The organism is Pseudooceanicola nitratireducens, from assembly GCF_900109195.1.
GTDB lineage: Bacteria > Pseudomonadota > Alphaproteobacteria > Rhodobacterales > Rhodobacteraceae > Pseudooceanicola > Pseudooceanicola nitratireducens.
Genome location: NZ_FNZG01000001.1, coordinates 608,704 through 634,563 on the forward strand (window position 1 = coordinate 608,704; position 25,860 = coordinate 634,563).

Sequence of the window (25,860 nt, forward strand, 5' to 3'; positions counted from 1 at the left end):
CGGGCCGCAAAGGCAACGGGCAAGGGGCCGCAGCGCGCAAACCCTCGCCCCAGGACCCTAGTGCAGCCGCTTGCGCACGGCCCGCAGCGCGGCCCAGGTGGCCAGGACCACCAGCGGCGTGATCCCCGCCGCCATCCAGGTCTTGCTCAGCCCGATTTCCTTGCCGAAGGGGGCCGCCACGTATAGCGCCAGCGAGGTCGCGTAGTAGGAAATCGCCACGACCGAGAGCCCTTCGACCGTGTGCTGCAGCCGCAGCGCCTCGTCCGAGCGGCGGTCCATGCTGACCAGCAGTTCGCGGTTCTGGCGCGACAGCTCGACCTCGACCCTGGTGCGCAGCAGCTCTCCGGCGCGGCGGGCGCGGTCGGTCAGCCGGGTCAGCCGGTGGCCCGTGGCCTCGACCGTGCGCATGGCCGGGTCAAAACGGCGCATCATGAATTCGCCAAAGGTCTGGCGCCCCTCGAACCGGGTCTCGTTCAGCGCGTCGATGCGGATCGTCACGATCCTCTCATAGGCCGCGGTTGCCGACATGCGAAACGTGGCCCGCGTCGCCAGTTGTTCCAGCCTGGCCGAGATGTCCAGCAGCGCCTGCAGCGACACCTCGGCTGCCCCGTCCGAGGTGCCAAGCGTCGCGACCTCTTGGGCCAGTCGTGTGCCCAGATCGCTTAACGCCGGACCCATTTCGCGGGCGCGCACCAGCCCCAGCATGGCCATGGCGCGATAGGTCTCGATCTCGAGCAGCCGTTGCACGATCCGCCCGACACGCCCGGGGCCCACATCGGGGCGCACCAGCACGGAAAACCGCATGTCGCCATCGGGGGCGGGGCGGAAATCCCCGGCGATCACGGCGGAATTGTCCAGCACGCGCGACGCGGCCAGGCTGTCGGGCGCATGATCGGACCGGATGATCGCCAGCGCCTCGGCGTCGTCCTCGATCCGGCGGATGCGGAACCGGGCCGAGGCCATGCGCAGCCCCGGGCCGTCGGCCAGCACGCGTTGCGCCAGGGCGGTGACATCGCTTTCCTCGGGGCCCCAGATCAGGATCGTGACGAATTCCGTGTGGCTTTCCCATTTCAGGTTCAGCGGCCCAAGCCGGCCCGACCAATGGGTCGCGTCCTCTTCGGGCGGGGTCTGGCAGGCTCCCTGAATCAGCCGGTCCAGCTGCGCCCGTTCCGCCGCCCGGTCGCGTTCGATCCGCCGTTCGGGGCGCAGGGCGACGAACCAGGCATGGGTCGGGGCCTCGATCGAGGGGAAGGGCCGCGCGTGCAATTCGTCCACGGTGGCGGCGCGGTGCGGGTGATCGGCGGTGCGGGGCGTGTCGGTCATCGTCAGGTCCGGGTTTCGGGTTGGGTGTGTCGGTTTTGTGCGTCGGGGCGGGCGGTCCCGGCGCAGGCTGTCGTTGCGTCAAGATAGCCGAAGGCGCGGGCGAAATCGCCCTGTGGCGGGGCCTTGGGACAGGATGCCGCAGCCCCGCGCGCGCCAATCAAGCCAGCAAGGGGGTTCCGGCTAAGCCTCCGGAAATGCATGCAAAAGTATGCCGGATTTGCCCGGTCAGCAGATCCGGGGAAGCTGTTCCCCGACCAGCATGTCGACGATCCTCTGGCCGCCGAAGGCGGTGCGCATCACCGCCGGCACGCTGCCCTTGGGGCCGGCCCGCCCGATCACGACGGCACCGCGCCCGGCCTCGGTCCCGCGCATGGCGGTCAGGGCGGCCTCGGCCTGATCTTCGGGCACAAAGACGACCAGCGTGCCCTCGTTCGCCAGATACAGCGGATCCAGCCCGAGGATCTCGCACATGCCCTTCACCTCGGCGCGCAGGGGCAGGGCGGTCTCCTCGATCTCGACCGTCACGCCCGCCGCTTCGGCCATTTCATTCAAGGCCGAGGCCAGACCGCCCCGCGTCGCATCCCGTGCGGCGCGGGTATCGGGTGCGGCCGCCAGCACCGCCTGCATCAGGTGGTTCAGCGGCTGGCAATCCGATTGCAGCGGCGTCGACAGGGCCAGGTCGCCCCGCGCGGCCAGGATCGTGGCACCATGGTCCCCTAGCACGCCGTTGACGATGGCGACGTCACCGGGGCGGATATGCTCGGCCCGGATGTCGCAGCCCGGCGCGATGACGCCCACGCCCGCCGTGGTGATAAACACCTGATCACAGGACCCGCGCCCGACGACCTTGGTGTCACCTGTGACGATCCGCACGCCCGCCTTCGCGGCCTCGGTCGCCATGGACGCCACGATGCGGCGCAGCAGGGCGATTTCGGTGCCTTCCTCGATGATGAAACTGGCCGAGAGCCACAGCGGCACCGCACCGCCCACGGCCAGATCGTTGACCGTGCCGCAGACCGCCAGCTTGCCGATATCGCCGCCGGGAAACTCCAGCGGGGTCACGACGAAACTGTCGGTGGTAAAGGCCAGCTGCGCACCGGGCTCTTGCAGCGCGCCGGTCATCAGCCGCGCCTGATCCTCGGATCCGGGCGGCAGGAAGACATCCGTGAAGACCTCTTCGATCAGGTCGCGCATGGCGCGCCCGCCGCCGCCATGGGCCAGGGTCACATGGCTGTCGCGCAGTCGGGAAGGTTTGGGGCTGGGGGCGTTCATATCGGGCCTCGTATCTTTGCTGGCGCTTATTCCGCCGGTTCCATCAGCCGCGCGCCGCCATAGGTCCAATAGGCCGCGCAGGCCCCTTCGGAGCTGACCATCAGCGCGCCAAGCGGCGTGTCGGGCGTGCAGCCGCGCCCGAACTGGGCGCAGGCCGTGGGCTTCATCCGGCCCGTCATCACCGCGCCACAAGAACAGCCCTCGGGTTCGGCAACGGGGGTGCGACCCCCGGCGGCGGCATAGCCGATGCCGAACTTGGTTTCCGCGTCATAGACCAGGTACCTGTCCCGGATCCGCAAGCCAGAGGCGTCGATTTCCCCCAGCCCCCGCCATTCGAAACTGGGGCGCGGTTCATAGACATCCGCAATCGCGGCCAGAGACACCGGGTTGCCATGCTCCGGCACAACGCGGGCATATTGGTTTTCGATCTCGGCGCGGCCATCGCGGATCTGTTCCAGCACCATCAGCACCGATTGCAGCAGATCCAGCGGCTCGAACCCCGCCACCACCAGCGGCTTGCCGTAGTCGTCCGCAATGAAATCATAAGGATGCACACCGATTACCATGGACACATGGCCGGGGCCCACAAAGCCGTCCAGCTGCATCATCGGATCGTCCAGCAGCGCCTTCAGCGGCGGCGGCACGGTGATGTGGTTGCAGAAGACGGTAAAGTTGGTCAGCCCCTCGCGCGCGGCCTGCTGGATCGACAGCGCGGTCGAAGGCGTCGTGGTCTCAAACCCCAGCCCAAAGAACACGACCTCACGATCCGGATTGCGGCGGGCGAGTTCCAGCGCGTCCAGAGGCGAATAGACCGTGCGCACATCCGCGCCGCGCGATTTCGCCTGAAGCAGCGATCCCTTCGCCCCCGGCACCCGCATCGCATCGCCGAAGGTGGTAAAGATCACCTCGGGCCGTTCCGCGATCTCGATACATTCATCGACGCGGGCCATGGGCAGCACGCAGACCGGACAGCCGGGGCCGTGGATGAATTCGATCCCCTCGTGCACCAGTTTATCAAGGCCGTAGCGGAAGATCGCGTGGGTGTGGCCGCCGCAGATCTCCATGATCCGGACGGGGTGATCCCTGGTCGCGCCGATCTGGTCGGTCACGCGGGCGATGGCGGCCAGCAGGGCCTTGGCGGCCTTAGGGTCTCGGAATTCCTCGACGTATTTCATTGGCTTCCCTCCAGCGCCTTGTCGGCTTGGATGTCACGGTCACCCGCAAGGGCGCGGTCCCCCTCGGCCATGGCCTCCAGCGTCTCCTGCGCTTCGCCCAACCCGCGCAGCGCCTCGAGCGTTTCCGCGGCCTCGTCCGCGTCGATCACCGCCATGGCGAAACCCACGTGGATCAGCACCCATTCGCCAACCAGATCGGCAAGGGGGCGATCGGCGACACAGGCCAGAGAGACCTCGCGCCGCACGCCAGAGACCTCGGCCATGCCCATCAGCCTTGCCTCATCCGTAATAGCCACGATCTGGCCGGGAATGCCCAGACACATTGCTTAATCCTCCTCGGCGATCGACGCGTGGGGTTCGATCCCATAGCGGTCGAGTTTTGCGCGCAGACCGACGCGGGACAGGCCCAGTTCGGCCGCCGCGCGGGATTTGTTCCACTTCAGTCGGGTCAGGGTTTCGCCCAGAATGCGCATCTCCATGATCTCGACCCGGTCCTTCAGCGTGCCGTCCAGCTGGGTGAAATCCGGCATGGTCCCGTGGCCTTCGCCCTGCGGGTCGCGCGCCTGCAGGATGTGGCGCGAAATCAGGTCGGCCCCAAGGGTCACGTCCTGCGCCAGGATCAGCATCCGGGTGATTTCATTGCGCAGCTCGGGCAGGTTGCCGGGCCAGTCGTAGGCTTCCAGGAAGACGATGGCGTCGGGCGCAATGCCGCGCGCCACCTTGCCGTGTTCGGTGGCGGCCTCGCGCAGGAAGGCCTCGGCCAGCAGGGCCACGTCGGTTCCGCGGTTGCGCAGCGGCGGCATGGTCAGTTCGGTCACCTGCAGCGCGTAATACAGATCGGTGCGGAACCGCCCCTCGGCCACGCGGTCGCGCAGGTCGCAATGCGACCCGGCGACAATGCGGGCGGTGGTGGTCAGCACCTCATGCGCGCCAAGCGGCTGGAACGCCCCTTCGGTCACGATCCGCAGCAGCGCCATCTGCATCACCGGCGACAGTGCATCAACGCCGTTCAGAAAGATTGTCCCCCGGTCGGCCTTCTGCAAAAGCCCGGTGCGCGACTGGGTGACGCCGGGCAGGGACCCGCGCCGCGCGCCGAAAAGTTCCGCCGCCAGGGCTTCATCCCCCAGGCCGGCGCAGTTGAGTTCATAGAACGGCCGGTCGGCGCGCAGGGACCCGTAATGGATCGCGCGGGCCAGGTCGGTCTTGCCGGTCCCCGGTTCGCCCGTGATCAGCACCGGCACGTCGAAACTGGCGAAATGGCGTGCCTGGGCGATGGTCGCGTTAAGCGAGGAATTCGCCCCCCGCAGCACCTTGTCAAAGCCCAGCCCGGCCTGCAGCAGACGCCGCCGTTCCTCGGTCCGGGCCGAGGCCGCGGTGCCCAGGTACTTCATCTCAAGCGTCATGCGTTCGTGGTCGCGCGCCAGTTCGAACAGCCGCGTGGCGTTCTTCACTGCCATCACCAGCTGATCGGGATGCCAGGGCTTGGTGATGAACTGATAGATGCCCGCGTCGTTGATCGCCTGGATCATGTCGCCGGTTTCCGTATAGCCGGTGACGATGATGCGCACGGTGTCGGGCCAGCGGTCGCGCACCTCGGTCAGCAGCTCGATCCCGGTCTTGCCGGGCATCCGCTGATCCGAGACGATGACCTGAACCCAATGGTCCTCCATCAGCTGCCAGGCCTGGGCGGCGTCGGCGGCCTGAAGCACGTTGAAGTCGTCCTCAAGCGCCATGCGCATGGCGGCGACGGAATGCGGTTCGTCATCGACGACCAGGATGGTGGGCAGGGTTTCGACCATCACTCGGCCGCCTTTGCCTGGCGTTTGGCCTGGGCTTGTGACCGCAACCAGCCGATCCACTGGTTCAGCCCCTCGCCAGTACGGGCGGAAACACGAATGACCTCGATCCCCGGATTGACCCGTTTCAGGTTTTCCTCGTACAGGTCCAGGTCGACGTCGCAATGCGGGGCCAGGTCGACCTTGTTCAGCAGCGCCAGCTTGGATGCGGTGAACATATCGGGGTATTTCAATGGCTTGTCCTCGCCTTCGGTGACCGAGAGGATCGCGACCTTGCAGTCCTCGCCCAGGTCGAAGGCGGCGGGGCAGACCAGGTTGCCGACGTTTTCTATGAACAGGGTCAGCCCGTCGCCGAGGGTCAGGTGATCCAGCGCATGGCCCACCATATGCCCGTCCAGGTGGCAGCCCTTGCCGGTGTTCACCTGCACCGCCGGCGCGCCGGTTTCGCGGATGCGGTCGGCGTCATTGGTGGTCTGCTGGTCGCCTTCGATCACTGCAACGGGGGCATCCCCCATGGCGCGGATCGTGGCACAAAGCAGCGTCGTCTTGCCCGACCCGGGCGAGGACACGAGGTTCACCGCATAGATCCCTTGATCCGCCAGTCGCTGACGGTTCACCGCCGCATAGCGGTCGTTCTGCGACAGGATGCCGGTCTCGATCTCGATCAATCGGTCCTGCGACATGCCGGGCACCTCGGTGCCGGCGGGGCCGTGGCCAAAGTGGATGTCATGCGGGTGATCGGCGTGGTGGTCGTGGTCCAGCTCGCCGGGGGTATGGTGGTGATGATCGTCGTGGGAATGCCCGTGATCATGGCCATGATCATGCCCGTGGCGATGGCCATAGTGGTGCCCATGGTGAGTCCCATGTCCGCCAGCCAGTTTCGCATCTCCGCATCCGCAAACGGTACACATCAGACGACCTCCATGTCCTTGATCTGCATTTCATCGCCGCCCTGGGGCAACAGCTTGCCGCCGCCGCAATCGGGGCAGGGTGACAGGCGCTCGGCGATCTCGACCTCTTTCATGCAATCATAGCAAAGCGCACGGCCCGGCAGGTCGATCATCTCAAGCGCCGCGCCCTCGGCCTTGGAGCCGCGCATGACGACCTCCCAGGCGAAGCTGAGCGCGTTTTTCTCGACCCCCGCGAATTTGCCGATTTCCAGCCGCACGCGGGTGACGCGGGTCACGTCCGGGCGGTCGGCGGCCTGATCGACCACACGGCGGATGCCTTCGCATAGGGACATTTCATGCATCGCAGGCCTCCTTTCCGGCGGGGTCCAGGCGAACCGGCGCACAGGGATCAAGGATATCCAGCAGCAGGGGCCCAAGGCCGGCCTTGTCGGAGGGCAGGCTGGCCAGCGTCAGGTCCAGCACGCCGCCCGGTGCCAGCAGGCTGTCGGTCGGGGTGATGCGGGTCAGGGCCGTCACTGTGTCGCCTTCGGTTTCGATGGCGACAGCATAGACGCCCCGCGTGGCGGGGACCATGGCCTGACCGGGGGCCAGCGCGCGGGGCGCGGGCAGGGCGCCGGCCAGCACCATCTGCACGTCGAACAGCCGTGCGGCGGCCCGCCACAGCGGCCCGCGCCCCCGGGTGGCGGCAAGATGCGCCATCACCGGATGGGCGAGATGGCGGGCAGCGGTGGAATTCTCGATGGCCGCCGCGCCCCAGATGGTTTGGTCGTCGGCCGCCGGTAGGGCATGGGCCGTGGCCTCGCCCGGGGCGAAACATTGGTCGATCCCGCGCAGGACCGGCGCGCAGCCCTGGTCCGAGGCCAAGAAATGGTCGAAATCCTGGGGCGTGGCCGGGGCGGTTCCGGCCGGGCCGAAAAGCGCCTTGGCCACGCCGGACCCCGCCGCCCCCGTGCGGGAGAGGAGACCTTGAGGGGCAGGGTGGGGATCGCTGTTGGGATCGGTAAGGGGCGCGATCGGCGGCACCGCCCGCGCACCCAGGCCAAGATGCCCGGGCCAGGCCACGCAGAGTTTCAGCAGATGATCGCGCAGGATCTCGCGCCCGATGTCGGCCCTCTGAATCTGCGCCTGCGCCGGATCGGGCCGGCCAAGCGCGGTCGTCACCGCCGCCGCCTGGGCCGCGCGGCACAGGGAAAACAGCCGGGGCAGAAGCGCCGCCACCTCTGTCACCGGCTTGCCAAGCACCAGCCGGTCCAGCGGAAGGCCGGGGCTGCGGCGCGCGACAAGCGGCGGTGAAAGGGGGGCGGCGAGGGTCATTCGGCGGTTTCCCGACGGTCGCCGGCCAGCCCGGCGGTTAGCACTGCGCGGCGGGTCGGGCTATCGGTCAGGATGGGCACCGGCTGCTCCTCCGGCCCTTGCGTGCCGGCCTCGCTCTTGGCCTGCGCCTCGGCCTCGACCGCCAGCGCCTCTTCCCGCGCGGCGCGGATGTCGGCGGCGCGGTCGGTTTCGGCGCGATGCTCTTCCTGGAATAGCGCCTGCATCACCGCCTGCGCGACCTCGACCGCGTCCTTGTGGCGGGTGAAATCCCCCATGGGCGAGAACAGCGAACAGGCCTTGTAGCCGCCGATCTGCGGCCGCGTGTTATGGATGAATTCATAGGTCCCCGAGGGGAAGTCGATGTGTTCTTTGGCCCCGGTTTCCAAGCTCCACTCCGTGCCATCGGGCAGCAGGATCAGGTTCATGAACCAGGGCGCGATCAGCACGCCCAGGATCATGCCGTCATGCGGACGGAAGCCCACGGCCTCGACCCGCAGCGCCTTGTTCACCAGGGGCACGTCGCGCATCTTGGAATGCCAGACCTCGTTGAAGTCATCGACCAGACGGGCGGTGATCTCTTCAATCCGGCGGGCGGTGATCATCGCCTCGGCACCGGGATCTTCCAGCACCATGAACTGCGCGGCAGGGGCGGAACAGGTCGGGCAGGACCAATCCTCGGGCAGGGCGGTGAAGGGCGTGCCGGCGTCGATCTGGCGGCTGTCGTCGCCTTCGGCCGGGTCATAGGGGGTCCAACAGACCTTGCATTCCATCACGGCCTGCGGGCTGATCTTGTCCAGCGCGCCCAGGTAGGATCCTTCGAAGGTGGTCATCGGATCGCCTCGATCACTTCGCGCAGCCGTTCGCCGCTGTCGGTCAGATCTTCGCGCGCGGCCAGGGCGACCTCGGGCATCTCGGTGACCTCGTAGGTGTCGAGGATCAGCTGATCGGTGGAATTGTAGAACTGCACGTGCCAGGTACGGGGCAGGGCGGTGGCGGTGATCCGGCAATTGCCATAGCCGCGCGACAGGATGTCGACCGACCCTTCGCCCAGACGCGCCGAAAGCCAGGCCAGGTCTTCCTCGGTATGGGGCAGCAGGGTCAGGTTGACCACATGCAGCGGGGCGGGACCGGCCCGGGATTTGTCCGTCAGTTCGTTCAGCAGGGCGGGGGCGTTGACGACGCCGGCACCTGCGGGATCCGAGGTGGCGGGGCGATAGGGTTCAAAGGCGCGCGACAGGGCGTCCTGCGGCACCTGGGCGACCTCGACCCGGTCCACCCCGGCCCCGGACAGGCACCAGACCCCGGCAAAGACCGATTCCTGCACCCGCACGGCGGGGATGCCGCGGATCTTCATGGCGACTTCGCCTTCGCCCAGGGTTTCGTCCACGACCTTGCGGGCCTCGGGCGGCAGGGCGGACAGATCGAAGGTTTCCGCCGGGCCGCCGGTGGCGATCCGGTCGCAGGCCTGCGCGACCGAGGTCAGCAGGTCCAGCGCCGCCTGAGGCGCACCTTCGACCTCGGGCAGGTGATGGGAATAGGTGCGCATGTCCTGCGGCATGGACATGTATTCCAGGTCCTCGCCCTCTTCGGGGGCCTGTGATCCGGGGCCGTAGCCCGTGGGCGGCAGGTGGAAGTTCTGCATTGTCCTCTCCCCTTTGGGTGCCATTGTGTGGCGGGTGCCATTGTCTGGCGGGTGTCTGTGTTCGGCAGGTGGCGTTATTCGGCGGCCTCGGGGGCGGCCAGAAAGCGCGGGATGCGCGCGATGTAGTCGTCCCAGTCGCGGACCCGGGCGATGCCGCCCAGGGCCGCGCCGTCGCGGAAGAAGATCAGCGACGGGGTCTTCAACACGCCCGTGGCCTCGCGCAGGGCGGTTTCGATGCTGTCGCCGCAGACCGCACAGTCAAAGGCGCGCTGGAAGGCCATGTGCAGTTCCGGCAGGACCACTGCCACATCCGGCGTCTCGAGGTTGCGGGCTGCATCGCCGGGCACAAAGACCACATGGGTGCCGGGGGCTTGGGTGAAGGCGTCAAGGTCGGCCTGGTTTTCCAGCCGGGGCCAGCCGAATTCGGTTGTCAGACGGTCAACTAGCGGGTGGGTCATGGTCCTATCCTTCGGTTCGGCCAGCGGCCTGAGCGGCCAGAAGATGCGGCGGAAGCTGCGGCCCCCGCGCGTCGATATCGTCAAAGGCATCGCCGCCGGTGCCGCCCGCCATCACGTCGCGCAACCCGTCCAGCGCGGCGGCGATCAGCGCGGCGTCCTGGGCTGAAATCACCTCTCGCGCCGCGCCAAGATGGGTCAGCACCCAGGTGCCCGGCGGCACAGGCCCGGTCAGCGACAGGTCGATCAGCGCCTCTTCGCGGCCATCGCTGGCGCGGGCGGCGATCCCGTCGACCGAGAGCACCTGCATGGGGACGCCGACGCACATCGGATCAGGCCCCGGCCGGGAAGAACCGGTCGTCACCGGTGCGGCAGGCGACATCCTCGGACGGGCGTTCGCCTTCATAGCGGTCGCGGGTCAGCGAGGCATCGGCCAGGTCCGGCGTCTCGGTCCGGCCGTCGGCGGCGTGGATACCACGCGCGGCCAGCCAGTCGCGGGCGATCTGCACGGCGGCGGGAATGCGGGCGGCGGTGGCGTCCCGCAGCCCGCCGCCAAAATCCTCAAGCTCGACCGGCTGCACGCCGATCAGCATGATTTCTTCGGGGCAATAGCCCATCAGCTGGGCGGTCGCGATCACGTCCTGGAACCCGGTCTGATGCAGCGACATCTTCTTGGCCCCCATGAAGGCGGGGACGTCCTCGCCCTCGACGATCTTCATGGTGCCGGGCGCGAGCCCGTAGTCGACGGCGTCGAAGACGACCATGACCTCGGCTTCTTCCAGGAACGGCAGCAGATACAGCCCCTGTGTTCCGCCATCGAGGATCTTCACCGTATCAGGGTAGGAGAGCGTTTCGGCCAGATGTTCGACGCAGCGCACGCCAAAGCCTTCGTCTGCCCAAAGCACATTGCCGATGCCAAGGATAAGCGCGTTGCGGCCCATGATGTCCTCCTGTTGCCTGATCGGGCTCCTCTTCCCGACGGGTGACTGGAAACTTATCGCTTTGAATGGGGCGGTGGATGGCCCGCATGCGGTTCTGGCGGATTTCTTGCAAGTTGCTGTTTTAGCGTGGGAAATGGTCAATTGTGTGGGGGCGGTGCATCTTTTGTGTGGTTATCGAGTGTCCGGCTTATTGTTAAACTGGTTACAAAATGACCATAGCTCCCGAATCCACCCTGCACAGCCCCGACCAAAGCAGCAAACGCCCTTCCATCCGCGCAGGAAAAAGGGCGGACCAGAAGGCCCGCCCGATCGCTGTTCTAAATGCCCGCAATCCGCGGAAACGATCACTCCGGATCGTCGTCCTTGAAGGTGCGGTGGCCCGAGATCATGGTCGAAACCATCGACTGACGGGACATGATGTCTTCGCGGATCGCGGCATAGATGTGGATCATCATGAAGATCACGATGAAATACATGCCGATGTGATGCAGCGTGTGCAGCACCATGGAATTGCCGATCCAGTCGCGCAGCGGCCCGAAGATCGCATCCAGCAGCGACCCATGCCCCAGCCCTTCCGCATAAAGCGCCATGCCGGTCACGATCATGAAGGTCATGCCGACCGTCATGAAGAAGAACATGGCGATCTGTGCCAGAGGGTTGTGGCCGACGTATTTCTTGGGCGTGCGCTCCAGAAAGGCGTACCATTTGATCTCATGCCAGACCTCGCGCCACCAGGACTTGCGGTGCAGCGGCACGTAGAACATCTGCCGGGCGTGGGAATTGCCCACGAAGGCCCAGTAGATGCGCCCGAAGAAGCCCACGGTCATGATCATCCCGGCGGCAAAATGCGCGAACCGGATATAGCCAAAGACGAACTGATGCGTGGCCTCGGCGATCTGCATCGAGGGCGGGGGCGATCCGATGAACCACCCCGTCACGATCAGGGTCAGGATCGCCGCCGCATTGATCCAGTGCCACAGGCGCACCGGGGCCTCGTAGACGTAGACGCTGGTGCGGCGGGTGATGGTGCGGCGGTCGGCCTCGGTGGCGTCGCCGGTCAGCTGTGTCGATGAATAATCGCTCATTCCCGCACCTCGTCGCTGTGCCGGCGGGCCTGCCGCCAGGCGATCAGCGCGGCAAGGGCAAGCGCAGCAAGCCCAAGCCCCGCCCCGAAATGCGCCATCCCATGGTCCGACACCGGCGCATGAACCCCATGCGCCAGGGCAGGTCCGGTGAAGCCCAGAAGCACCGTCAGGGTGCAAAGGTAACGTGCCGTCTGTTTCATGGTCTCTCCTCCCATCGAGATCAGCGGACCTTCACTTCGGTCAACTCTTCGCCCTCGGGCGACATGACATGCGTGGAACAGGCCAGGCAGGGGTCGAAACTGTGCAGCGTGCGCAGGATCTCGACCGGTTCTTCCGGGCGTTCCATGGGCGTGTTCATCAGGCTGGCCTCAAACGCGCCGATATTGCCGGCGGTGTCGCGGGGCGATCCGTTCCAGGTGGTCGGCACCACGCATTGGTAGTTCTCGATCCGGCCGTCCTTGATCTTGATCCAATGGCCAAGCGCCCCGCGCGGAGCCTCGGTCGCGCCGACGCCTTTGGCCTCTTTCGGCCAGGTCGAGGGATCCCACTTTTCGATATTCGCCGTGGTTTCGTCGCCGTTCTTGATGTTCTGCACCAGCTTGTCGAAGAAATGCTTCTGCAAACGACCGCAGTATTCGGATTCCAGCGCCCGCGCGGCGGTGCGTCCCAGGGTCGAGAAGATCGCCTCCATCGGCAGGTTCATGTCACGCAGGAAGCCGTCGACCTGGTTCTTGATGTCCTCATGGCCCTTGGCATAGCCCACCACGTAGCGGGCAAGGGGGCCGACCTCCATCGCGTGGCCGCGCCAGCGCGGGGCCTTGATCCAGGAATACTTGGCCGCCTCGTCCAGTTCCTTGATGTTGGTCTTGGTGCCCTTGGCATTGGGACCCAGTTCGAACTTGGCCTCGGTGACGCCGTCCCAGGGGTGCAGGCCCTTGCCCGGCTCGCCATAGGTGTACCAGGAGTGGTCGACGAATTCCTGCACCTGTTCGGGGTCGCGCATGTCGACGTCATGCACCTCGTTGAGGTTGCCGTTGATGATCGCGCCGCGCGGCAGGTGAAGCTGCTCGGGGCTGAAATCATTCGGGTTTTCTGGGATGTCGCCATAGGCCAGGCAGGCCTTCGACGACAGGCCGCCGCCATAGAGCCAGCTTTTGTAGAAGCCGCCGATCGCCTTGACGTCGGGAAGATAGACGTTGCGGTTGAATTCGTCGCACTTGTCGATGATCGAGGACACCAGGTTCAGGCGTTCCATGTTGATCGCGCCGACAGCCCCGGTGGAATGCACGTTGATCGGGCAGGGCACGCCGCCGACCAGCCAGTTGGGATGCGGGTTCTTGCCGCCAAAGATCGTGTGGACCTTGACGATTTCCTTCTGCAGGTCCAGCGCCTCAAGGTAATGGGTCGTGGCCATCAGGTCCGCCTCGGGCGGGAGAAGATAGGCAGGGTTGTCCCAATAGCCGTTCTTGAACAGGCCCAGCTGACCGGATTCCACGAACTTCTTCAGGCGGTTCTGCACGTCGCGGAAATAGCCCGGGCTGGACAGCGGATGCGACGGGCTGACGGCCTGCTGCAGTTCCGACGTGGCCTTGGGATCGGCGCGCAGCGCGTTGACCGGGTTCACCCAGTCCAGCGCATGCAGGTGGTAGAAATGCACGACGTGGTCGTGGATTTCCAGGTTCAGCTGCATGATGTTCCGGATCGAATTGGCATTGTCCGGGATCTTGATGTCCAGCGCGTCTTCCACCGCCCGGACCGAGGTCAGCGCATGGGTGCCGGTGCAGACGCCGCAGATCCGTTCGGTAAAGGCCCAGGCGTCGCGCGGATCGCGGCCCTTCAGGATCACTTCCAGCCCGCGCCACATGGTCCCGGTCGAGACCGCATTGCGGATGACGCCCTGGTCGTCCACGTTCACTTCGCAGCGCATGTGGCCTTCGATCCGGGTGACCGGGTCGACGACGATCCGCTTGCCGGAATTGTCTAGCTCAAAGCCGTTAGGGGTTTGAATGACCATGGGTTACGCCTCCTCGCGGGATCTGGTGTCCTGCGTCTTTCTCTGTGCGGATTTCAGGGCGGAAATGGCGGCATGGGCGGCGATACCGGTGCCCACGACGCCGGCGGCGGCCAGGCCGACCTGATCTGCGTTCTTCTCGACCCCGAACTGGGTCAGATCGGTGACGCGGTTGTAGAAGGACCCCTGATCCCAGAAGCCATCCTCGGAACAGCCGATACAGCCGTGGCCCGACTGGATCGGGAAGGACGTGCCTTCGTTCCAGCGCACCGTCGAACAGGCGTTGTAGGTGGTCGGACCCTTGCAGCCCATCTTGTACAGGCAATAGCCCTTGCGCGCGTTTTCGTCGTCCCATTCCTCGACGAACTGACCGGCGTCGAAATGCGGACGGCGATAGCATTTGTCGTGGATGCGCTGTCCATAGAACATCGCCGGGCGGCCCTGGCGGTCAAGCTCGGGCAGGCGGTCGAAGGTCAGCATATAGGTGATGACGCCGGTCATGACCTCGGCAATGGGCGGGCAGCCCGGCACCTTGATGATCGGCTTGTCGGTGATGACCTTGTGCACCGGCGTGGCGCGGGTCGGGTTCGGTTTCGCCGCCTGTACGCAGCCATAGGAGGCACAGGCCCCCCAGCTGATGATCGCCTTGGCGTCCTTGGCGGCATATTTCAGTTTTTCGACAAAGGGCTTGCCGCCCGAAATGCAGAACATCCCGTCTTCGTTCAGGGGCGGGTTGCCCTCGACCGCAAGGATATAGTTGCCCTTGTATTTCTCGATGGTGTCGCGCATCGCCTCTTCGGCGGCGTGACCTGCGGCGGCCATCAGCGTGTCGTCGTAATCCAGGCTGATCATCGACAGCACCACATCCTTGGCCAGCGGATGGGCCGAGCGGATGAACGATTCCGAACAGCAGGTGCATTCCAGCCCGTGCACCCAGATCACCGGCGTGCGCGGCTTGGTTTCCATCGCATGGGCGATCTTGGGCACGAAGGCCGGGCCCAGGCCAAGCGCCGAGGCGGTCAGCGAACAATATTTCATGAAGCTGCGGCGGGTGATCCCCTGCCGCCTCATGACGTCGTAGAAGGTCTCGATCTGGCTCAAGGCTGGCTCCTCCGTTCCCCTGGGGACCGGGCCAAAGGCGCAACGGTCCCGTCCTGATCGGCACAGGATCGCGCGTATGCCGGTGCATGCAGAGGGAAAAGGAACGCCCGGGCGCGGCCGGCGAATTTCAGTTTGTATTCAGGGGTATACAGGGCGGTTTTGACGGGGATTTCGCAGCCGCATCCGGAAGCCTCTTGTCCGGGCGCGGGGCGGCGCCGGTCAGCGGCTTTCCAGCTGCGCCAGCGCCACCAGCGCCTGCCCAAAGGCCAGCCCGCCGTCATTGGCCGGCACCTCGCGCGGCAGGCACAGCTGATATCCGTCCAGCCTCAGGGTCATTTCCCGCAGCAGCCGCGCGTTCTGGAAACACCCGCCCGACAGCGCGATGACCCGCGTGCCGGCCTCATCCGCCGCCGCCCGTGCCGCCGTGGCGAAGGCTTCGGCCAGCCCGGCGTGGAAACGCGCCGCGATGACACCGGGGACGACGCCCATGTCCAAGTCCTCGGCCATAGCCCGGATCATCGGCGCGGGGTCGATCTCGGCCCCTTCGATAGACATCGCATAGCCCCCAGCACCAATCGGCTGATCCGCCAGATCGGCCAGCGCCTCAAGTCGCATCGCCGCCTCGCCCTCGTAACTCTGACCCATGGGGCAGATCCCCAGGCACCCCGCCACCGCATCGAACAGCCGCCCCGCGCTGGAGGATGCCGGGGCATTCACGCCAGAGCCCGCCACCTGCCGCGCCAGCGCAAGCGGGGCCTGCGGGAACAATCGCCCGGCCAGATCGCCCAGCCCCGCCTGGTCCAGCCGCACCAGCGCATTGCGCCAGGGTTCCGCCTGCGCCCGGTCGCCGCCAATCAGCGGGGCAGGGCGCAGCGCCGCCACCCGACGGACGGCGCGATAATCGCCCAGCAGGACCTCTCCGCCCCAGATCGAGCCGTCCGGCCCCAGGCCCAGCCCGTCCAGGATCACGCCGACGGCCCTGTCGTCCGGCGTTTCGGGGTGCCACCCGGCCTCACCCAAGGCGGCGGCCATATGAGCGTGGTGATGCTGCACCTCGATCAGCCTCAGCCCCTCGGCCTCGGCCCGCGCGCGCCCGTGGCGCGTGGCGCGGAAGTCCGGATGCAGATCCACCGCCACCGCCTGCGGCGCGTGGTCGAACAGAGCCGCATAGTCCCGGTCCGCCTGCTGAAAGGCCTCCCAGGTCAGGGCCTCGTCCAGCTCTCCCAGGTGGTGACCCAAAAGTGCGCGGCCGCCCTTCACCAGGCAGATCGCGGATTTCATCTGCCCGCCATAGGCCACCACCTGCGCGTCGGGCAGCCCTTTTGGCAACGGCAGCGTCCCCGGAACCCGCCCCCGCGCGCGGCGCAGCACCATGGGCGGATCCGCGCGCTCGACCGAATCGTCCAGCCGCCGCGCAATGTCGCGGTCGTGCATCAGGAAGCCGTCGACAAACCCCGCCAGTTTCTCGCGCGCGTCGGCGTTGCCGATCACCTGCGGCTGCCCCGAAAGATTGCCGCTGGTCATCACCAGGGGCCGGTCCATCGCATCGCACAACAGATGGTGCAGCGGCGTATAGGGCAGCATCCAGCCCAGCTGCACCTGCCCGGGGGCCAGCGCCTCGGGAAGCGCCGCGCCCCCCTTGCGCAGCAGGACAATCGGCGCGGCGGGGTCCCTCAGGCGCTGCTCCTCGGCCTCTGTGACCTGCGCATGGCGCTTCACCAACTCAAGCCCCGCCATCAGCGCCAGCGGCTTGCCGGGCCGGTGCTTGCGCGCCCGCAGCAGGTCAATCGCCCCGGTATTCGTGGCATCCACACACAGATGAAACCCGCCCAGGCCCTTGATTGCCAGAACCTTCCCCGCGCGCAGGGCCTCTGCCGCAAGGGCGACCGCGTCACCGTCCTGCGCGCCGCGCTCCCCCTCGAACCACAGGCGCGGGCCGCAGGCGGGGCAGGCTATGGGTTGGGCGTGGAACCTTCGGTCGCCGGGATCGGCGTATTCCCCGGCGCATTCAGGGCAAAGCGTGAACCCCGCCATGGTCGTCTGCGCCCGGTCATAGGGCAGGGCCTTCAGGATCGAAAACCTCGGCCCGCAATTGGTGCAATTGGCAAAGGCATATCCCTGCCGCCGCCCGGCGCTGCGGATTTCCTCGGCGCAGTCGGGGCAGGTGGCCGCATCCGGCGTAACGCCGGTCTCGGCCCCTGCGGGGCCCGAGGCGCGGATCTCAAACTCCGCGCTCTCCTCAGGCTCCCACTCCGTCCCCTCTACCGCGACCACCCGCGCCAGCGCCGGGGCCTCGGCGACCAGAGCGACCTCGAACGCCCCCAGATCGCCACCCGCCACCGCAATCAAAACGCCCTCGGCATCGTTCAGCACCCAGCCGCGCAGCCCCATCCGCTGCGCCAGTTGCCAGACAAAGGGGCGGAACCCCACCCCCTGAACCTGGCCGCGTACCCGGATCAGCCGCCCCTTAGCCACGCCCTGCCTCTTTGGTTTTTACAAATATCCCTCGGGGGTCGCCGTCTGGGCCACAGGCCCGGACGGGGAAGGGGGCAGACAGCCCCCTGTGCGGCTTGCCGCACTCCTGCGCGCCCTTTCCGCCCAGACCGGTCAATGAACCGTGCAGACCATGCAGGGATCGAAACTCCGCACGATATGCTGCACCGAAAGGGGCGTTTCCTCGCCCGCGCCGACCTTGGCCCCGACAAGGGCGGCCTCGACCGGGCCGGGGGTGCCGCCCGCATCGCGGGGGCTGAAATTCCAGGTCGTCGGCGCGATGATCTGATAGCCCGCGATCCTGCCCTTCTCGACCCGCAGCCAATGACCAAGCGATCCGCGCGCGGCCTCGACCAGGCCCGCGCCCTGTCCGTCGCGCAGGGTGGGGGCGGGATCCATGAACCGCGCCTCGGGGTCCAGCGCGGCGGCCCAACCTTCCAGAAGGATCTGCGTCCGCGCAATTTCCAGCAGCCGCCCGGCAATCCGCGCCCGCACCGATCCTTCCGCCGCCAGCGCCAGGGCAAGCGGGTGGCCGTCGACCACCTGCCGCGCCAGGGCCCCGACCTCGACCACCGCGCCGCCCAGGCGGGGGGCCTTGCACCAGGAATAGGCCGGATCGCGCATGTCCTCGTCCGGCACGGTCGCGCCCTGCGTGGGATGCGCGGTGTCGCCCAGCATCCAGGCGTGGCTCAGATCCTCGACGATCAGCGCGGGATCGACCGGCCCCGTCGCGCCGTTCTGCCAGAGCCCGCGGGAAAAGCCGGGACCATCGGGCAGGGGATAGGCCCCGAAGGACATGTAGCGGCGCGGCCCCTGACCGATCTTTTCCAGCCCCAGGTCGCGGGCGATGCGGAAGAACAGCGCCGCATCGCCGCCCTCCCAGGCGTCCAGCTGATCGACGGTTTCCAGCGCGGCGAAAGCCTCGACCGGGGCGTCAAACAGCGCCTCTTCCAGGTAGCGGCGGAAAGCGCGCAGCGTGGCCAGGATCCGCACCCGGTCGCGCGCATCGGGGGTCTTGGTGACGCCTCCGGGCTGGATGGCCAGAGTATGCGGCCACTTGCCCCCCAGAAGCCCCGAGATATGCATCAACCGCGCCCGCGCCTCGGCCGTCACCCGTGCCGCCGACCCTTCCATCGCGGTGAATCGCGCCACCGCCCGATCGTGCCAGGCCCGGCCCGCATAGGCAGGGCGGGCGAAATCCGGCATGAAGAACAGGTTGAAATGGGTCACATGGTCGGCCAGGTTTTCCACCCCATGCAGGATCGCCGCCGCCAGCGCCCCCTGAGGCGCCATCGCATGGCCCCCCGCCGCCCCGAGCGCCAGCGCGGCCGCCGCCGACTGGCTGACCGAGCATATCCCGCAGATCCGTGGCGTCAGGGTCAGCGCGTCGCGCGGGTCCTTGCCCAGCAACATCATCTCGAACCCGCGGAACAGGGGTGAATTGGCATAGGCCGCCGCGACCTGGCCGTCGCGGATATCAAGGCGGATTTCCAGATCGCCCTCGACCCGGTTGAAGGGGCCGACCAGAAGCTGACGGTCCGTCATGGCTTGCGCCCCCCGCCGGGCGGCACCCGGATGCGGTCGGAATGGGCGTTGGCCTCGATCCGCTTGGGGGTTGCGGCCTTGGACAGCGACGCCAGCGCCATGAACCAGGCCTTTGGCATGTCCGAGGGCAGGCCCACGGGGATCCCCGCGATGGTCGGTGTCTCGGTAAAGGGATGGCGCGGTTCCTCGAACTCGGGCGCGGTGCAGTTGATGCAGGGGTATCCCCCCCGGGTGCAGGACCCGCTGCCGTTCCAGGGCCGGATGTTGCAATCGCCATGGGCCTGGGTGCCGACACAGCCCAGATGTTCCATCATGCAGCCAAGTTCTGACAGTTCCCGCGCGCTGGCCTTGTATTCGTAGAATTCGTTTTTCGGACAGGCGTGGTGGACAAGGTGATCGGCGTAGAACCGGGGGCGGCCCAGGTCGTCCAGATCGCCTTCGCCCAGCTTGTCCTCGGCCAGCAGAAGCAGGGTTTCGGTGACCCAGTCGGGATGCGTCGGGCAGCCCGCCACGTTGATCACCGGCCGCCCGGACCGGGCGCGGAAGCCTTCTGCCAGGGCCCCGCCGCGCAGCTTACCGTCATAGGCCAGGCCGACGGCCCCGGCAGGGTTCCCCCCGGCGGACGTCACACCGCCATAGGCCGCGCAGGTGCCCACGGCCACCACGTCGCGCGCCAGCGGGGCCAGCGCCCGCACCCAGTCCAGCATCGACCGGCCCGTGCCCGCCAGCATGTGAAACCGCCCCGTGCCCTTGGGGCCTGTCACGATGGATCCTTCGACGCAAAGCACGTCCAGCACCTGTTCTCCCGCCTCGATGGCGGCCAGAAGGCGGCGCACCTCGTCCCCCGTCTGGACCGAGACGGAGGGGTGCCACAGCACCTCGATCCCCGCATCGGCCAGAAGGTCGAAAACATTCGGGTCCTCGGCACAAAGCAGCGACATCGTGCAGCCGCCGCAGCCCGCCGATTGCAGCCAGAGCATGTTCATGCGCTTCATGGGCGCGCCTTTCCGCCAATGGGCAATTCCAGCCGGAAACATCCCCCCGGCCCGGGGCCAAGGGTCAAAGACCCGCCGTGTTCTTCCGCGATCTTGTGGCTGATCGACAGGCCAAGGCCAGTGCCCTGGCCGACCGGCTTGGTGGTGAAGAACGGGTCAAAGATTGCATCGCGGTTCTCGTCGGCGACGCCGGGGCCGCTGTCGCGGACCTCCAGAACGGCAGTGTCACCTTCGCGGGTGATCGACAGGTGGACCTGCGGGTCCTCAAGACCGCGCACCGCGTCCATGGCGTTCTGCACAAGGTTCATCACGATCTGCTGGATATGGCCCGGGGTGCCTGTGACCAGCAGGGCCGGCACACCGGTGATCTGCGGCGTGATCCCGGTTTTCGACCCGCGTTCCACCCAATTGGCGGCGATGCGCGCGGTTTCAACCAGGTCGAAACTGGCCTGGGTGCCGCTGCCCTCGGCAGACAGGCGGCGCAGATCGGCGACGATGTCGCGCACACGTTCCGCCCCGTCGCGCGCGCCTTGGATCGCCTCGCGCAGGTTTCTCAGGTTGCGCTCCAGCTTCAGCTCTTCGCGCAGGTGCACCAGTTCGGCCCGGTCGGCCCCGGCCTGGACACGATCGAAATAGGTCTCGAACCGGCCCAGGTATTTCTCAAGCGCATGGGCGTTGGCGTAGACAAAGCTGATCGGGTTGTTCAGCTCATGCGCCACGCCCGCCAACAACCGGCCAAGCGAGGCCAGCTTTTCATTGCGCACCAGCTGGCTTTGCGCGTCCTGCAACTGCTGGTGGCTGCGGGCGAGGTCGGAATAGGCCTGACGCAATTCGCCCAATGGCCGCCCGACCAGAACCGCGCCGATCAGCCGGTTGTGATCGTTCACCCGGGCGGACAGCGCGATTTCGAAGGGGGCGGGGCCGTCGGGGGTGATCAGATCGGCCTCGAACAGGGCGACGTTGCGCGACAGGCGCAGATCCTGCAGGGCCTGGGCCAGAAGCTGCGCGCCCTCGGGCGCGAAAAGATCCGCCACCGCCCGGCCCACGAGCGCCGTTTTGTCGACTCGCGTCAGCCCGGCGAGAGAGGCGCTGACTTCCTCCATGCGGCCTTCGCGGTCGACCACGGCCATGATTTCGTTCACCGATTCCATGATCGACACGATGAAACGCTGCATGTCGTGCAGCTCTTCGTTCTGCCGTTCCAGCTGTTCCTGGTGCGCGATCAGATCCGCATAGGTGCGGTCGACCGCCGACAGCACGCTGACCCAGGCCTCGTCGGTGAAGTCGCCTGCGCCGGAAAGCGCGCCAGGGGCCGTCGCGGAGGGCGACAGGGGAGGCGTCGATCTGCTGTCTGGCGGCTGCGGGGGCATGGCGGGATCCATCGGTGAAAGCTCAGCCTAACCGATTGGCCCCGCGTTGCAAATGATAGCCAGGCCGGGGTGGATTCGGGGGTTGCGTCAGGGCGTTTCGCGCGTCTCGCGGCCCAGCTGAAGCGGCCAGTCGGCGCGGTTGCGCACGCCGCCCTGCGCCCGGATATGTGCCAGGTGATCCAGGTCGATCTGCGCGATGGTCCAGCCCGCGTCGTCCAACGCGCCCTGAGAGACGATCCCGTCCTGCGGCAGGCCGATGTCGGGCGGGCAATAGATGCCGCCCGCACCATGGCTGACGTCCACCGCCTCGATCGGGTAGGTCCCAATGATCGAGGCCATGGCGGTATAGCATTGCCCCTCGAGCGCGCGGGCCATCGCCCCGATCCGCACCCGCCAGTATCCGCCCAGGGTTTCCGTGGCCGAAGGGATCAGGATCACGTCGCAGCCCGCATCGGTCAATTGCCGGGCGAGAAGCGGAAATTCACAATCATAACAGATCAATATGCCGATACGGCCGTGTTCGGTGTCGAAAATCTGCAAGGGCCCGTGACCCGAGACACCCCAGGGCGCGACCTCCCATGGGGTCATGATCTGCTTGTCCTGGTGCAGGATCCGGCCGTCGGGGAACAGCATATGCGCCCGGTTGACCAGCGTGTCGCCGTCGATGACCGGACCCGAGGGCGCAACGACATGCACCCCGTGCCGCTGCGCCAGATCCGACAGATGCGCCACCGCGCGGGGCATGTGATCCGCGACCGCCCGTGTGGCGGCACCCAGGTCCGCGGGATCGACGTTCGACAGGGACGCCAGCTCCATCGCGCCATATTCGGGGAACAGCAGGATCTGCGCGCCAGCGTCGGCGGCACGGGCCACCCAGGCGTCCATCTTGGCGGCATATCCGGCCCAATCCTCGAACCAGTCCAGTGGATAGGCCGCTGCCGCCAGGGTGATCATTTGGATGCCTCGTTGCCATCTGCGTCGGCGTCGTCATCAGGCAGGGCGTGGTCGCGGAAGATCCGCCCCTGCGCCATGAAGAAGATGAACAGCGCCGCCGTCAGGCCGAAGGTCTTGAAATAGACCCAGGTCTCGGTGCTTTGGGTGCGCCAGATGACTTCGTTTGCGACCGCAAGGCCCAGGAAGAAGGCGCAGAGCCGGCGGGTCAGCTTCATCCAGCCCTCGTGGTCCAGGGGCATCAGTTCTTCCATGACCATGCGCAGCCAGCTTTCGCCGCGCAGCAGGCCGACCCCCAGAAGGCCGCCGAAGATCAGGTAGATCAGCGTCGGCTTCATCTTGAAGAACCGGTCGTCGTTCAGCCAGACGGACAGCCCGCCGAAGACGGTGACCAGTACGGCCGTCATCACCTGCATCCGCGACAGATGGCCGGTCAGCTTCCACAGCACGGCCGTCGAGAAAAGGATCAGCGGGATGAAGGCGGCGGTGACAAGGATGAAGCCCTCGTACTCGGTGCCGCCGATGGTGAAGATCCGGTCCTTCAGCTTGAGGTAGGCTGCAAAGAACAGCACGATCGGACCCAGTTCGAGCCCGGTCTTCAGCCATGGGTTCACTTTACGCTTTTCGGACATTTCGCCCCCGTTGTTCCGCAGATGTTCAGCCGCCAAGTTCCACGATCACCGCCCCGAGGGCAATAAGCGTCATCAGCGCGATCCGTCGCGGCCCGACGGTTTCACGCAACACCAGCCAGCCGATCACGGCGGCAAAAACGGTAGAGGTTTCGCGCAGCACCGCCGCCTCGCCCACCTTGTCGAGCCGCGTGGCCAGCATCACCGACCCGAAGGAGCCGAAGGCGATCACCGCACCGAAAAAGCCCAGCCGGATCAGCTTGCGCGGGTCCGGGCGGGAGGTGGCGGGCATGTTGCGCCAGCGCAGCGCCGCGATCACCGGCATGTCGAGCGAACAGATCACGAAGAACCAGGCGAGGAAGGTGAAGGGATCGGGCGTGCCCCGGATCGCAAAGGCGTCATAGGTGGTATAGAGCGCAACCAGCGCGCCCGTGCCCGCCGCCAGCCAGAGCGCCGGCACCAACGTGTCGCGCGCCACCGTGATGGTGCGCAGGTTGTAGACCGCAAGCCCGAAGATCCCCGTGAGCAGCACCGCGATGCCCAGCCATTGGATCGGGGTGAAGACCTCGTTGAAGACGATCCAGGCCCCGATGACCGTGAAGACCGGCCCCATGCCGCGCACCACCGGGTAGACCACGGTGAAGGCCCCGCGCGAAAAGGCCAGGGCCATGCCGATCTTGTAGGTGAAATGGATGGGCAGCGCGCCCAGCACCAGCAGCCATTCGCTGCCCCGGGGCAGCGGCACGAGGAAGAGCGCGATCGGCAGGGCCAGCACCACGAGGGCGGCGTCGATCGCCCCGCGCGACAGCCAGGGATCAATGCGCCCCTTCTGGAGTGATCCGAAGATCGCATGCAGGAAGGCTGCCAGAAGCGCCAGCGCCAGGGCGGCGTGATGGCCTGCGGGGGTGCCTTCGATGGCGAGAACCCAGTCGCTCATGAGTGGTGTCCGGTCTGTCTGTCGGGGGTGTCGCTTGCCGGCCTTGCCGGTCCGGCGCGCTGGCCGCGGTGCCCCATGGGCTGCGGGGGGCTTTGGCGGAGGGGGAGGGGAAGGGGGCTGAAGAAAGGGGCGCTGCCCCTCTTGGCCCGTTGGGCCAATTCACCCCGGAGTATTTTCTGGCAAGATGATAGGGGATCCGGGAGGGCGCAGGTAGCCGTGTGGTGTGTTTTCGGGCGGGCGGCTGCGGACGATTTTGGGGCGTCGGGGCCGGGGTACGTGGTCGGCACAGCGGCCAGGACGGCAGGCGATGGTACTGCCCTGTGGGCAGGATCTGGCGCGGAGGGGAGCGGGCGGTGGCGGGTCAGCTGTCCGCTCCGGTCAGGGCGCGGGCGAAATCCTGGGGGTCGAAGGGGGCGAGGTCGTCGATCTGTTCGCCCACCCCGATGGCATGGATCGGCAGGCCGAACTTGTCGGCCAGCGCCACCAGCACGCCGCCCTTGGCGGTGCCGTCGAGTTTGGTCATCACCAGCCCCGTCACATCGGCCATCTTGCGGAAGGTTTCCACCTGGGACAGCGCGTTCTGGCCCGTCGTCGCATCCAGCACCAGCAGCGTGTTGTGCGGGGCGGAGGGGTCCTTCTTGCGGATCACGCGGATGACCTTGGCCAGTTCCTCCATCAGGTCGGCGCGGTTCTGCAGCCGGCCGGCGGTGTCGATCATCAGAAGATCAGCGCCATCGGCCTCGGCCTTGGTGAGCGCATCGAAGGCGAGGGCGGCAGGGTCGGAGCCTTCGGCGGCCTTGAGCACGGGGACACCGGCGCGCTGGCCCCAGACCTCAAGCTGTTCGACGGCCGCAGCGCGGAAGGTGTCGCCAGCGGCGATCACCACGGATTTGCCGGCCGCGCGGAATTGCGACGCCAGCTTGCCAATGGTCGTGGTCTTGCCCGAGCCGTTGACGCCCACCACCAGCACCACCTGCGGTTTCTTGGGAAACAGCGGCAGCGGCTTGGCCACCGGCTCCATGATGCGGGTGACCTCATCGGCGAGGAGGGTCTTGATTTCCTGCGTGGACAGGCGTTTGCCCATGCGCCCCTCGGCCATGTTGGAGGCCACGCGCAGCGCCGTGTCGACGCCCATGTCCGAGGCGATCAGCAGTTCCTCGAGCTGTTCGAGCATGTCGTCGTCGAGGGTGCGGCGGACCACCGGCGCGGCACCGGGGCGGGTGAAGAGCCGGCCCAGAAGACCGCCTTCGCGGGTGGGTTTCGTGTCGGGTTTCGGGGCTTCGTCCTGAGCGGGGGCGGGCACGGGATCCGGCATCGGCACCAGGTCGGGCGCAGGCGCGGGCACTTCCGAGGGGCCGGGCGATGGCAGGATCGAGGCCGGCGGATCCTGGGGGATCTCGTCGGGCGCATCGGGCACGGGGGCTTCCTGCGGGGTCTCGGCCGGAAGCTCCTGCGGTGTCGGGGGGGCGGGGTGCTCGGGCTCCGGCACAGGGATCGGCGTCGGTTCTGGGATTTGCGTCGGTTCTGGGGTCGGCTCTGGTGCGGGCGAAGGCGCGGACGCCGGGGCCGCGCCGGTCTGATCGGAGGACGCATCCGCCGTGCCGCCATCTTCGACGATGCTGTCGAGCCCCTCTTCCAGCTTGGAGGAGGATTTGAACAGACGATCCTTGAGTTTGGAGAAAAAGGCCATGGGTGCTCCGCCGGGTATCTCATACCCACCTAATGCCTTCGACGGCGAAGGGAAAGAGGCGGCGGTGCAACGCCAAGACGCCGATTTCGGCATGGCGTGGAAATCTCTGGCCCGGAGGGGCGCGGATTTGCTATGACCGGGGCAGGGGAAGGCAGAGGCCTGACCCCGGCCTATGCCTGCAGGGCTGCCGCTAGTGCAGTCGGGGTTTGGGGCCAGAGGAACGT

At 67.0% G+C, this 25,860-nt stretch carries 25 protein-coding genes; all 25 read right to left on the reverse strand.

Translation table 11 applies throughout. The features are described from left to right. Nucleotides 1-57: 57 nt before the first annotated feature. Nucleotides 58-1,323, reverse strand: coding sequence for a DUF3422 family protein (locus tag BMX99_RS02850; RefSeq protein ID WP_093446971.1), 1,266 nt, complete (start codon nt 1,321-1,323; stop codon nt 58-60). 225 nt (nt 1,324-1,548) lie between these two features. Continuing rightward, nucleotides 1,549-2,595 carry a hydrogenase expression/formation protein HypE gene (gene hypE, locus BMX99_RS02855; protein WP_093446975.1) on the reverse strand — a complete coding sequence of 349 codons (1,047 nt, stop codon included), beginning with the start codon at nt 2,593-2,595 and terminating at the stop codon, nt 1,549-1,551. A 26-nt stretch (nt 2,596-2,621) separates the two neighbouring features. After that, nucleotides 2,622-3,770 (reverse strand): hydrogenase formation protein HypD, encoded by a 1,149-nt coding sequence (gene hypD, locus BMX99_RS02860; RefSeq protein ID WP_093446977.1) that lies wholly within the window; start codon nt 3,768-3,770, stop codon nt 2,622-2,624. After that, nucleotides 3,767-4,093, reverse strand: coding sequence for a HypC/HybG/HupF family hydrogenase formation chaperone (locus BMX99_RS02865; protein ID WP_093446980.1), 327 nt, complete (start codon nt 4,091-4,093; stop codon nt 3,767-3,769). Before BMX99_RS02865 ends, hypD begins: the two co-directional genes overlap by 4 nt. A gap of 3 nt (nt 4,094-4,096) precedes the next feature. After that, nucleotides 4,097-5,569, reverse strand: a complete 1,473-nt coding sequence (locus BMX99_RS02870; RefSeq protein ID WP_093446983.1) for a sigma-54-dependent transcriptional regulator — start codon at nt 5,567-5,569, stop codon at nt 4,097-4,099. After that, the gene (hypB, locus tag BMX99_RS02875; protein WP_170848795.1) at nt 5,569-6,477 is read right to left on the reverse strand and encodes a hydrogenase nickel incorporation protein HypB; all 909 of its coding nucleotides are present in this window, start codon (nt 6,475-6,477) and stop codon (nt 5,569-5,571) included. Before hypB ends, BMX99_RS02870 begins: the two co-directional genes overlap by 1 nt. Beyond that, on the reverse strand, nt 6,477-6,818 hold the full coding sequence (gene hypA, locus BMX99_RS02880; RefSeq protein WP_093446986.1) for a hydrogenase maturation nickel metallochaperone HypA: 342 nt from the start codon (nt 6,816-6,818) through the stop codon (nt 6,477-6,479). Before hypA ends, hypB begins: the two co-directional genes overlap by 1 nt. Beyond that, entirely contained in the window at nt 6,811-7,791 is a 981-nt protein-coding gene (locus BMX99_RS02885) for a hypothetical protein (protein WP_093446989.1), read from the reverse strand. Before BMX99_RS02885 ends, hypA begins: the two co-directional genes overlap by 8 nt. Beyond that, nucleotides 7,788-8,621 (reverse strand): [NiFe]-hydrogenase assembly chaperone HybE, encoded by an 834-nt coding sequence (hybE, locus tag BMX99_RS02890; RefSeq protein ID WP_093446992.1) that lies wholly within the window; start codon nt 8,619-8,621, stop codon nt 7,788-7,790. The genes BMX99_RS02885 and hybE overlap by 4 nt, the downstream gene beginning before the upstream one ends. Next, nucleotides 8,618-9,433, reverse strand: coding sequence for a hydrogenase expression/formation protein (locus BMX99_RS02895; RefSeq protein WP_093446995.1), 816 nt, complete (start codon nt 9,431-9,433; stop codon nt 8,618-8,620). The genes hybE and BMX99_RS02895 overlap by 4 nt, the downstream gene beginning before the upstream one ends. Nucleotides 9,434-9,507: 74 nt before the next feature. Beyond that, nucleotides 9,508-9,891, reverse strand: coding sequence for a thioredoxin domain-containing protein (locus BMX99_RS02900; RefSeq protein ID WP_093446999.1), 384 nt, complete (start codon nt 9,889-9,891; stop codon nt 9,508-9,510). A 4-nt stretch (nt 9,892-9,895) separates the two neighbouring features. Next, nucleotides 9,896-10,216: a HypC/HybG/HupF family hydrogenase formation chaperone gene (locus BMX99_RS02905; RefSeq protein ID WP_093447002.1), complete on the reverse strand. Its 321-nt coding sequence runs from the start codon at nt 10,214-10,216 to the stop codon at nt 9,896-9,898. Nucleotides 10,217-10,220: 4 nt separating this feature from the next. Further along, on the reverse strand, nt 10,221-10,829 hold the full coding sequence (locus BMX99_RS02910; RefSeq protein WP_093447005.1) for a HyaD/HybD family hydrogenase maturation endopeptidase: 609 nt from the start codon (nt 10,827-10,829) through the stop codon (nt 10,221-10,223). 344 nt (nt 10,830-11,173) lie between these two features. Next, a complete protein-coding gene (cybH, locus tag BMX99_RS02915; RefSeq protein ID WP_093447008.1) occupies nt 11,174-11,914 on the reverse strand; it encodes a Ni/Fe-hydrogenase, b-type cytochrome subunit in 741 nt (246 codons plus the stop codon). Beyond that, a complete protein-coding gene (locus BMX99_RS02920) occupies nt 11,911-12,114 on the reverse strand; it encodes a hypothetical protein (RefSeq protein ID WP_093447011.1) in 204 nt (67 codons plus the stop codon). Before BMX99_RS02920 ends, cybH begins: the two co-directional genes overlap by 4 nt. A 20-nt stretch (nt 12,115-12,134) precedes the next feature. Continuing rightward, entirely contained in the window at nt 12,135-13,928 is a 1,794-nt protein-coding gene (locus tag BMX99_RS02925; protein WP_093447015.1) for a nickel-dependent hydrogenase large subunit, read from the reverse strand. 3 nt (nt 13,929-13,931) lie between these two features. Beyond that, nucleotides 13,932-15,026, reverse strand: coding sequence for a hydrogenase small subunit (locus BMX99_RS02930; protein WP_093447018.1), 1,095 nt, complete (start codon nt 15,024-15,026; stop codon nt 13,932-13,934). A gap of 219 nt (nt 15,027-15,245) precedes the next feature. After that, on the reverse strand, nt 15,246-17,501 hold the full coding sequence (gene hypF / locus BMX99_RS02935; RefSeq protein WP_093447021.1) for a carbamoyltransferase HypF: 2,256 nt from the start codon (nt 17,499-17,501) through the stop codon (nt 15,246-15,248). A gap of 132 nt (nt 17,502-17,633) precedes the next feature. Further along, nucleotides 17,634-19,064, reverse strand: a complete 1,431-nt coding sequence (locus BMX99_RS02940) for a nickel-dependent hydrogenase large subunit (protein ID WP_093447024.1) — start codon at nt 19,062-19,064, stop codon at nt 17,634-17,636. Beyond that, complete coding sequence (locus BMX99_RS02945) at nt 19,061-20,050, reverse strand: NADH-quinone oxidoreductase subunit B family protein (RefSeq protein WP_093448405.1); 990 nt, start codon at nt 20,048-20,050, stop codon at nt 19,061-19,063. The genes BMX99_RS02940 and BMX99_RS02945 overlap by 4 nt, the downstream gene beginning before the upstream one ends. A 5-nt stretch (nt 20,051-20,055) precedes the next feature. Next, nucleotides 20,056-21,429: a sensor histidine kinase gene (locus BMX99_RS02950; protein WP_093448407.1), complete on the reverse strand. Its 1,374-nt coding sequence runs from the start codon at nt 21,427-21,429 to the stop codon at nt 20,056-20,058. Between the two features lie 87 nt (nt 21,430-21,516). Beyond that, nucleotides 21,517-22,383: a carbon-nitrogen hydrolase family protein gene (locus BMX99_RS02955; protein WP_093447027.1), complete on the reverse strand. Its 867-nt coding sequence runs from the start codon at nt 22,381-22,383 to the stop codon at nt 21,517-21,519. Next, complete coding sequence (locus tag BMX99_RS02960) at nt 22,380-23,012, reverse strand: inner membrane-spanning protein YciB (protein WP_093448409.1); 633 nt, start codon at nt 23,010-23,012, stop codon at nt 22,380-22,382. The genes BMX99_RS02955 and BMX99_RS02960 overlap by 4 nt, the downstream gene beginning before the upstream one ends. A gap of 25 nt (nt 23,013-23,037) precedes the next feature. Next, nucleotides 23,038-23,946, reverse strand: coding sequence for a DMT family transporter (locus tag BMX99_RS02965; RefSeq protein WP_093447030.1), 909 nt, complete (start codon nt 23,944-23,946; stop codon nt 23,038-23,040). Between the two features lie 361 nt (nt 23,947-24,307). Next, the gene (gene ftsY, locus BMX99_RS02970) at nt 24,308-25,636 is read right to left on the reverse strand and encodes a signal recognition particle-docking protein FtsY (protein WP_093447032.1); all 1,329 of its coding nucleotides are present in this window, start codon (nt 25,634-25,636) and stop codon (nt 24,308-24,310) included. Between the last annotated feature and the right edge of the window lie 224 nt (nt 25,637-25,860).

What these genes read in the sequence shown, in the direction of transcription:
- BMX99_RS02850 (WP_093446971.1), bottom strand. Translation starts at nt 1,323, where the DNA reads ATGACCGACACGCCCCGCACCGCCGATCACCCGCACCGCGCCGCCACC.
- hypE (WP_093446975.1), bottom strand. Translation starts at nt 2,595, where the DNA reads ATGAACGCCCCCAGCCCCAAACCTTCCCGACTGCGCGACAGCCATGTG.
- hypD (WP_093446977.1), bottom strand. Translation starts at nt 3,770, where the DNA reads ATGAAATACGTCGAGGAATTCCGAGACCCTAAGGCCGCCAAGGCCCTG.
- BMX99_RS02865 (WP_093446980.1), bottom strand. Translation starts at nt 4,093, where the DNA reads ATGTGTCTGGGCATTCCCGGCCAGATCGTGGCTATTACGGATGAGGCA.
- BMX99_RS02870 (WP_093446983.1), bottom strand. Translation starts at nt 5,569, where the DNA reads ATGGTCGAAACCCTGCCCACCATCCTGGTCGTCGATGACGAACCGCAT.
- hypB (WP_170848795.1), bottom strand. Translation starts at nt 6,477, where the DNA reads ATGTGTACCGTTTGCGGATGCGGAGATGCGAAACTGGCTGGCGGACAT.
- hypA (WP_093446986.1), bottom strand. Translation starts at nt 6,818, where the DNA reads ATGCATGAAATGTCCCTATGCGAAGGCATCCGCCGTGTGGTCGATCAG.
- BMX99_RS02885 (WP_093446989.1), bottom strand. Translation starts at nt 7,791, where the DNA reads ATGACCCTCGCCGCCCCCCTTTCACCGCCGCTTGTCGCGCGCCGCAGC.
- hybE (WP_093446992.1), bottom strand. Translation starts at nt 8,621, where the DNA reads ATGACCACCTTCGAAGGATCCTACCTGGGCGCGCTGGACAAGATCAGC.
- BMX99_RS02895 (WP_093446995.1), bottom strand. Translation starts at nt 9,433, where the DNA reads ATGCAGAACTTCCACCTGCCGCCCACGGGCTACGGCCCCGGATCACAG.
- BMX99_RS02900 (WP_093446999.1), bottom strand. Translation starts at nt 9,891, where the DNA reads ATGACCCACCCGCTAGTTGACCGTCTGACAACCGAATTCGGCTGGCCC.
- BMX99_RS02905 (WP_093447002.1), bottom strand. Translation starts at nt 10,216, where the DNA reads ATGTGCGTCGGCGTCCCCATGCAGGTGCTCTCGGTCGACGGGATCGCC.
- BMX99_RS02910 (WP_093447005.1), bottom strand. Translation starts at nt 10,829, where the DNA reads ATGGGCCGCAACGCGCTTATCCTTGGCATCGGCAATGTGCTTTGGGCA.
- cybH (WP_093447008.1), bottom strand. Translation starts at nt 11,914, where the DNA reads ATGAGCGATTATTCATCGACACAGCTGACCGGCGACGCCACCGAGGCC.
- BMX99_RS02920 (WP_093447011.1), bottom strand. Translation starts at nt 12,114, where the DNA reads ATGAAACAGACGGCACGTTACCTTTGCACCCTGACGGTGCTTCTGGGC.
- BMX99_RS02925 (WP_093447015.1), bottom strand. Translation starts at nt 13,928, where the DNA reads ATGGTCATTCAAACCCCTAACGGCTTTGAGCTAGACAATTCCGGCAAG.
- BMX99_RS02940 (WP_093447024.1), bottom strand. Translation starts at nt 19,064, where the DNA reads ATGACGGACCGTCAGCTTCTGGTCGGCCCCTTCAACCGGGTCGAGGGC.
- BMX99_RS02945 (WP_093448405.1), bottom strand. Translation starts at nt 20,050, where the DNA reads ATGAACATGCTCTGGCTGCAATCGGCGGGCTGCGGCGGCTGCACGATG.
- BMX99_RS02950 (WP_093448407.1), bottom strand. Translation starts at nt 21,429, where the DNA reads ATGCCCCCGCAGCCGCCAGACAGCAGATCGACGCCTCCCCTGTCGCCC.
- BMX99_RS02955 (WP_093447027.1), bottom strand. Translation starts at nt 22,383, where the DNA reads ATGATCACCCTGGCGGCAGCGGCCTATCCACTGGACTGGTTCGAGGAT.
- BMX99_RS02960 (WP_093448409.1), bottom strand. Translation starts at nt 23,012, where the DNA reads ATGTCCGAAAAGCGTAAAGTGAACCCATGGCTGAAGACCGGGCTCGAA.
- BMX99_RS02965 (WP_093447030.1), bottom strand. Translation starts at nt 23,946, where the DNA reads ATGAGCGACTGGGTTCTCGCCATCGAAGGCACCCCCGCAGGCCATCAC.
- ftsY (WP_093447032.1), bottom strand. Translation starts at nt 25,636, where the DNA reads ATGGCCTTTTTCTCCAAACTCAAGGATCGTCTGTTCAAATCCTCCTCC.